Source organism: Microcoleus sp. BM001215392 (assembly GCF_036700185.1).
Taxonomy (GTDB): Bacteria; Cyanobacteriota; Cyanobacteriia; order Cyanobacteriales; family Microcoleaceae; genus Microcoleus.
This window is the reverse complement of record NZ_JAUBOJ010000384.1, coordinates 1-7,069: the sequence shown is the minus strand read 5'-3', so window position 1 is coordinate 7,069 and position 7,069 is coordinate 1. Positions and strand designations below refer to the sequence as shown.

Below are 7,069 nucleotides of genomic sequence, written 5' to 3'. Positions count from 1 at the left end.
GTAGGGTGCGTCAGAGCGTGAATGTTGGTCGATCGCCCAAATCACCCAATCTGACGCACCTTACTTAACTCGCCCAATTCCTCAACAAACAGCCGCAGCTACACCCAATTCCTGAATCGCCGCCTCCGGCCCAACTAGAGAAACATACGGTTCGATGAAGTATTTCTTAGCAGCTTCCTGAGCTTCCGCAGTCGTAACTGCTGCAATTTCTGCTTGAAATTCCTGGTCAAATTTAATTCCTAATTCCAGGATTTCATACCAACCTAAAACTTGAGCAATTTGCGAATTAGTTTGTTTTCCTAAAGCATATTGACCGAGCATTTTATTCTTGCAAGCTTGCAATTCTTCTTCGTCGAGTTGGATGTTGGCTAGTCGATCGACCTCAGTGCGCAATCCTTCATAAGCAGTCACCGTATTTTCGGGCGCCGTACCCATGTACGCCACAAACTGAGCGGTGTCTAGGCGCGTGGCGTAGAGCGCGGAAACATCGTAAGCCAAGCCCCGCTTTTCCCGCAATTCCACAAACAATCGGCTCGACAAACCGTTACCCAAATAGGTATTCAGCAACTTAATCGCTGCATAGTCGGGATTTTTGACTGAGGGTGCGAGGTAGCCCAGCATAATCACTGATTGCTGGGTATCTTGCGCTTTAGCCACGGATTGTGGGGAGGCTGTGAGGGGGGGGACAGTTAAAGTAGGCAGGGGTGTTAAAGGCGCTTTCCAGGAGCCAAAAGTACGATCGATCAGGGCGATCGCATCTTCGGTAGATATTCTGCCGGCTACCGAAATAACTACATTGTCGGGACGGAAATAGGTTTTGTGGAACTGTTCGAGCTCGTTTCTGGTGAGCTTTGACATTGTAGCTTCCGTGCCCAAGGTGGAGAAAGCATAGGGATGTTCCTGATACATGGCGTGTCGCAATTGCTCGAAGGCGATCGCAAATGGTTGTTCTTGTTGCGATCGAATTGCCGATATCGCAATCCGGCGTTCGAGTTCGACTTCAGCTTCCGGGAAAGTGGGCGATCGCATCAATTCGGCCGCCAACTCCAAAATGTCCTGAAAATCGGCAACAACCGTCTTCAAACTCACTAAAAAGTAGTCTGTAGTCGAGTCGGTACTCAACCTGGCTCCTACCGATTCTACACGTTCGGCAATTTCTAGCGAAGACAGGCGATCGGTTCCCTTGGTCATTACCGCCGACAGCAAGTGACACAATCCTGCTTGTTCGGGCTGTACGCAGCGGCTACCGGCGCGCAGAAATATCCTAGCCGCAATAATATCTGCTGCTGGATTTTCTGATGCTAAGACAACCATACCGTTGTCTAAAACCGTGCGCTGAATTTCATTTTTCATGATTAATTTAGTTGGTAATTGGTAATCGGGAATGGGTAATTGGGAAAAAGGTAATTGATAATTACTCGATCGCCATTTTGCTATTTTCCATTTGGATCTTGTCTGCTGTCAGACTCAGTAGAGCTTGAAGCACGACATCTCAATGTAACAAAATCTATCCGGTAGGGTGCGCGCCGATCGCAGAAAGGCCTGAGCCACAACCTCTCTATGTAACAACATCTACCTGGTTGGATGCGGGCGGAACACTGAAAACCCCGGACAAACCAAGATTTATCCGGTACAAAAGATATTTATTTTCACAGATTTAACAATCAGACTGGTTTGAGCACCACAGCCGCGTAGCGCCGCGGAGAAAGATATTGTTGAGCTAGCCGTTGGAGGTCTGATGGCTTAAATGCCTGAATCCTGGTAGGATAGCTGAGGGCTAATTCGGCAGTAGCGATCGTACTGTAATATCCGTAAAGACCAGCTAACTGTCCCGGCGTTTCGAGGGAGAAAGCAAAATCGTTGCACAGCAAACGCTTACAGCGCATCAGTTCCTGCTCAGAAACTGGGTCAATTTGCAATTCCCAAAGTCGATCGCAAATCCGAGCTTCCACCTGTTCGACATTTTCCGCTTCCAAGACAGCACAAATAGTAAACAAACTCGATTCCCGTTGTAGCGAAAAAGAGCTTTCGATCGCCTCTACTAATTGTAATTCTTCCCGCAGTTCCCGGACTAAGCGCGAACTCCGCCCATCTGCGAGCAACACCGAGAGCAAATCCAAGCCGCAAGCATTTTGCAACTGTTCAACTCCCGGCCCAATCCACGCCATCATCAGCCGTGCTTGTTCCAATCGGGGGAGACGGAGTTCCTGACGGCGAGTTTCTACTAACGGCGGTTCGGCTTCTGGTATAAATTTCGGACAATCCCACCTGTCGGAAAATCGATCGAATGCTTTCCCTGCGATCTCTCTGGCTTCTTCTTCGCCAATCCCGCCAACTATCACCACAGTCATATTTTCCGGCTGATAGTGCGATCGATGAAAACACCGCATTTCGTGGGGAGTTCGCGACATCAGCAACTCTTGGGTTCCCAGTACCGATCGCCTGTAGGGATGCTGCTGGTAAACTGTTTCCATCATGGCTTGGAAACCCAGCCAATCTGGATCGTCTTGAGCTTGGCGGATTTCTTCGAGTACCACATCTCGCTCGCGATCGAATTCTGCATCGGGAATCGCAGCGCGCAGCAGCAATTCTGCTAGCGGTTGCGCCGTTTCTGCTAAATAATCTGCCCCGGCGTTGACATAAAAATGGGCATAGTCGTGACTTGTAGCTGCGTTGGCGACACCGCCGCGATTTTCGATTACTCGGTCAAATTCTCCCGGGGCGAGATCCTCCGTCCCTTTAAATATCATGTGTTCTAGAAAATGAGCCATTCCAGACCAAGCATCCGGCTCCTTCATAGCGCCAGCCTTCACCCACACGTCTAGCGCAACCACAGGTGTGGCTGCAATTTGCTGGTGAATGACCGTTAACCCATTGTGCAGCTTCCAGACATTGGCTGGGAACTCTAAAGCAGCGAGCAGTTGAGACAAGCTAGTTCTTCTTAAACTTTAGTTAACTTCGGCTGCAACTATGGTAGCGCTTTACTGCTGTGCGATCGGGATTAATTGATACAAAAGTCAGTTGTCTGTTGTCAGCGGGCATTCAGGAAGTAATTTTTACTTTTTTTTAAACAACCTTGAGCCTTAGTTTATTACCATTTTGGGGGTTAAAAGTCAATAGGTTGCGCGGGATATTAACGAATCAGTCGGCAGAAAGAGGAAGTTATCAGAATATTTCCATAAATTAAGAGATGTAAGAACACAAAAGACATCGAGAGGAGAAACGACAGATGGTAGCTACCCTTGAAGATACCAAGCGCCAAGCGATCGCGATGAAATTGGCAGACATGAAAGCTCTGCAAAACTTGCTGATCGCCAACGAGCAATTGTTCATCAATTCCTGCAACGACTCCGAACTGTGCGATCGCTTCCGGGATATGCTGGAGGACGATCGCAAAAACCTCGGCGTATTGGAAACCACCATCATCCAATACGGCGTTCAATCCGAACCTAAAGAAACCACCACAAAAATGATCGAAGAAGTTCAGAAACTAATGAAAGGTTCTGAACTCACACTGTTTGAAAAAGTATCCCAGCACGAACTGCTCAAACACAAACAAACAATGGCCGGCTTGTTAGTTCACAAAGCCGCTCAAGTAGTCGGCGCCGACATCGAAGCCGCCATTGTTCCCCTCAACACAGTTAACTTTGAAAACCGCGCTCACCAAGAACAACTCAAAGGAGTTATGGAAATTTTGGGAGTGCGCGAGCTCACCGGAAAAGACCCCGATCAAGGCGTTTGGGCACGCGTCCAAGATGCGATGGCGGCCATGAGCGGTATCATCGGCGGTGCAGTTACCCGCACCAAAGAAGAGATGAACATCACCGAAATCATCTCCATGGATCACCGCAAAGTCGATACCATATTCATGGAAATCGAAAAAACCGAAGATCCTCAAAAACTGCAAGAATTCTTCGGTCAACTTTACAAAGACTTAAGCGTTCACGCAGAAGCAGAAGAACAAATTGTGTATCCCGCAGTCCGCAGCTACTACAGCGATACTCAACAACTGTACAACGAGCAAGCAGAAATGAAGCAAATGCTCGCCCACATTAAGGCTCTCAACCCCAGTTCTTCTGATTTCAAAGGTCAAATCCAACAGCTCAAAACAGCGGTTCAGGCTCACGTAAAAGAAGAAGAAAACGATATGTTCCCTCAAATTCGCCGGAACCTGAGCGAAGCACAAATGGAACAAATGGCTACTCAATTCAAAGAAGCCAAGAACACCATTCAGCAAGAAATGGCTAAGATGAGCTAATTCAGCAGGTCGCTAATTCCCACTCTAGTAAAACTAGAGCATAGCTAAACTGCAACCAATCAATCCCGCTACTAACCTGGCGGGATTACTGTTTTGTCAAAACTCACAAAGCTTCAACAATAACAGGACTGAAGTCCTTACTACAAACCTGGTTTGTACTGAGGACTTTAGTCCTTTTTTTCAATAAGAGGACTAAAGTCCGAACGATCAAACCAGGTTCGTAGTGAGGACTTTAGTCCTTTCTTTCTTTCTTTAAAAAAGCGGACTGAAGTCCTTTGTGTCTATCCGTTAACCACAGATCCGCCGTTGGGATGCAAAATTTGACCCGTCATGTAGGACGAATCTTTTGAAGCTAAAAAGACGTAACTGGGAGCAACTTCATCGGGTTGTCCTGCTCGTCCCAAGGGTGTTTCTGTACCAAATTTAGCAACTTTGTCTTCAGGGAAAGTTGCCGGAATTAGCGGTGTCCAAATTGGGCCGGGAGCGACTCCGTTGACGCGAATTCCTTTTTCAACTAAACTTTGAGACAAAGAGCGAGTAAAGGCAACAATTGCTCCTTTTGTGGACGAGTAATCTAACAGTTGTTCGTTGCCTTTGTAGGCAGTGACTGAGGTAGTATTGATAATTGCACTGCCTTCTTTGAGGTGTTTGAGAGCCGCTTTTGTCAGGTAAAACATTGAGAAAATGTTGGTGCGGAAGGTGCGCTCTAATTGTTCGGCGGTGATATCTTCGATGCTTTCTTGGGGATGTTGTTCCGCAGCGTTGTTGACGAGGATGTCGAGGTGGCCGAATTCTTTAACTGTTTGTTCCACAAGGTTTTGACAGGTGCTTTCTTCGCCGATGTCTCCGGCGATCGCCAGACAGCGGCGGCCGAGTTGTTCGATCGCCCCTTTAGTCTCGTTAGCATCTCCATCTTCGTTGAGATAGCCGATCGCCACGTCCGCCCCTTCTTTAGCAAAAGCAAGAGCCACGGCGCGCCCGATACCGCTGTCTCCGCCGGTAATTAAGGCGACTTTGCCGCGCAATTTCTCGCTACCGCGATATTCGGAGGCAAAGGATTCAGGTGCAGGCGTCATTTGGGCTTCGACGCCCGGTTGCTGTTCTTGATGTTGAGCCGGATTAGTTTGTTGTTGAGTTGGCATAACATATCCCTCTAAGTTATACCTCTATAAATAAAGGTTTTCTGGGGGCGGCGAATCGTTCTTTTTGCGGATAGAAGCCTATTACTAAAGACAGTTTGTGCGATCGGCTTTCAAAGCAAAATGCACGCCAAAACAATGTTTGACGTGCAGTTTAAACTAGCTAGCTGCTAATTGCCGAGGCTCTAATTAGAGGCTTAAATCAACCTTAAGTCTAACTTGGAGCTATCGGTCGCAGTTGTAGCACCCCACAGTAATTTAGGATCGTTGAAACCCTGCTCTGCAATAAACGATGCAATCTGGGCATTCGCCGCGTCTTTGAACTTCGTGAAATCAAAATTCATCACGCCTGCTGTCTCAGGTACGACGAATTCAGCGATACTGCTCGCCTTCACCATAGCATCGGCACTGCCGCCGTTAGTCAAAGGATCGGCGCTAACTGTAGCAGCCATATCAGTGCCAGTCACAGGATCGATGCTAGAAGCAACTCTTGCCGGAACAGCAGTCGGTAGTGGCACCGAAGGCGTAGTATTGGGGCCCGGTACGTTAAAGCTAACAGGATTAGGCCCCGTTGCGATCTGGAAATCGTTGGGAACGCTAGCATCTCCTAAGACTTCCAACACCGAGTAAGTAGCCGGGAACAAATTCGGGAATAGAGCAATTCCCTGCGCATTTGTTCTTACCAGCGGCTCAGTTGCCGCGTCGTAGCGACCGTTCCGGTTCAAATCCAAAGTAAATGGGATATTGGCAAGAGGCGGTTCGCCCGAGTCTTGTATCCCGTTGCGGTTGTCATCTCGGAATTTGGGAACTAACAAATCATAGCGACGAGAGTTGCCAATCAAAGCGCAAGTAAAGGTTTGATTGGGGCCCAGAACGATATTCAGTGCTGGAGTAGTTTGGAAGAAACCAGCGGGAGGCACTTCTCGCAGGTTGTAAGTACCGGGACGCAAATTGTTGAACGCAAAAGTACCAAACTGACCAGTAGTGGTACTGAGTTCCCCTGCATCGAGGGCGCCATTGTTATTGGTATCGAGATACACGGTAACGTTGGGAATCGCCGGCTCATTGCCGTCGCGATAGCTGTTGAGGTTATAGTCCTCAAATTTGCAACCAGTAATGTTGCTGTTCGGCGTGTTTGCAAAAGTAACGTTAGCGTCCTGAGTGCCCAGAGTCACCGGAACCACAGCAGATGTAGAAGCCGAGAAACCAGCAGGTACGACTTCCCGCACGTTGTAAGTGGCCGGTGCCAGGTTTGTAAATGCTGCTCTGCCTTGAGCATTAGTCTGTACTTGTTGTTCTCCGGCGTCTGGAGTCCCGTTATTGTTGGTGTCAAGGAAGACAGAGACACCGCTCAGGGGTGCTTCACCTTGAGTTGGCTCGTAGCGACCGTTTCCGTTCAGGTCATTGTATTTGAATACAGTGATGTTAGGTCGAGTGTTTCCCACACCAGCATTCGCTCCAGTCCCAGTATTAGCTCCCACAGGAGTAAAGGTAAGTGCTGGCGAGGGGTTAGTTGCTGGGAAAGACAAAGGCGTGTTTGCAAAAATCGGGCGTACACCCGTTGTGGCAATAGAAACTTCTCCTGTTTGTTGAATACCGTCGCGGTTGGTATCTACAAATTTAGGGTCGTTTGGTTTCAGTGTATAGGTTGAATCTGTTACTAAGATCGGTT

Annotated in this window: 5 protein-coding genes; 1 reads left to right on the top strand and 4 read right to left on the bottom strand. The window is 48.2% G+C overall.

What is annotated here, in order from left to right; all coding sequences use genetic code 11:
* Window positions 1–81 precede the first annotated feature (81 nt).
* Window positions 82–1,353: a M16 family metallopeptidase gene (locus tag QT974_RS28530; RefSeq protein WP_333471761.1), complete on the bottom strand. Its 1,272-nt coding sequence runs from the start codon at window positions 1,351–1,353 to the stop codon at window positions 82–84.
* A gap of 311 nt (window positions 1,354–1,664) precedes the next feature.
* Window positions 1,665–2,930 (bottom strand): M16 family metallopeptidase, encoded by a 1,266-nt coding sequence (locus QT974_RS28525; protein WP_333471760.1) that lies wholly within the window; start codon window positions 2,928–2,930, stop codon window positions 1,665–1,667.
* A gap of 299 nt (window positions 2,931–3,229) precedes the next feature.
* Here QT974_RS28525 and QT974_RS28520 point away from each other — a divergent pair, with 299 nt between their 5' ends.
* The gene (locus QT974_RS28520) at window positions 3,230–4,258 is read left to right on the top strand and encodes a hemerythrin domain-containing protein (RefSeq protein WP_333471759.1); all 1,029 of its coding nucleotides are present in this window, start codon (window positions 3,230–3,232) and stop codon (window positions 4,256–4,258) included.
* 281 nt (window positions 4,259–4,539) lie between these two features.
* Here QT974_RS28520 and QT974_RS28515 read toward each other — a convergent pair whose 3' ends face one another.
* Together QT974_RS28515 and QT974_RS28510 are read right to left on the bottom strand one after the other, a co-directional pair.
* A complete protein-coding gene (locus tag QT974_RS28515) occupies window positions 4,540–5,400 on the bottom strand; it encodes an SDR family oxidoreductase (RefSeq protein WP_333471758.1) in 861 nt (286 codons plus the stop codon).
* 194 nt (window positions 5,401–5,594) lie between these two features.
* The coding region (locus QT974_RS28510; RefSeq protein WP_333471757.1) for an MSCRAMM family protein at window positions 5,595–7,069 on the bottom strand (1,475 nt) is incomplete at its 5' end.

Bases quoted from the DNA above. Each gene is read 5' to 3' on its own strand.
- QT974_RS28530 (WP_333471761.1), bottom strand. From the start codon at position 1,353: ATGAAAAATGAAATTCAGCGCACGGTTTTAGACAACGGTATGGTTGTC.
- QT974_RS28520 (WP_333471759.1), top strand. From the start codon at position 3,230: ATGGTAGCTACCCTTGAAGATACCAAGCGCCAAGCGATCGCGATGAAA.
- QT974_RS28515 (WP_333471758.1), bottom strand. From the start codon at position 5,400: ATGCCAACTCAACAACAAACTAATCCGGCTCAACATCAAGAACAGCAA.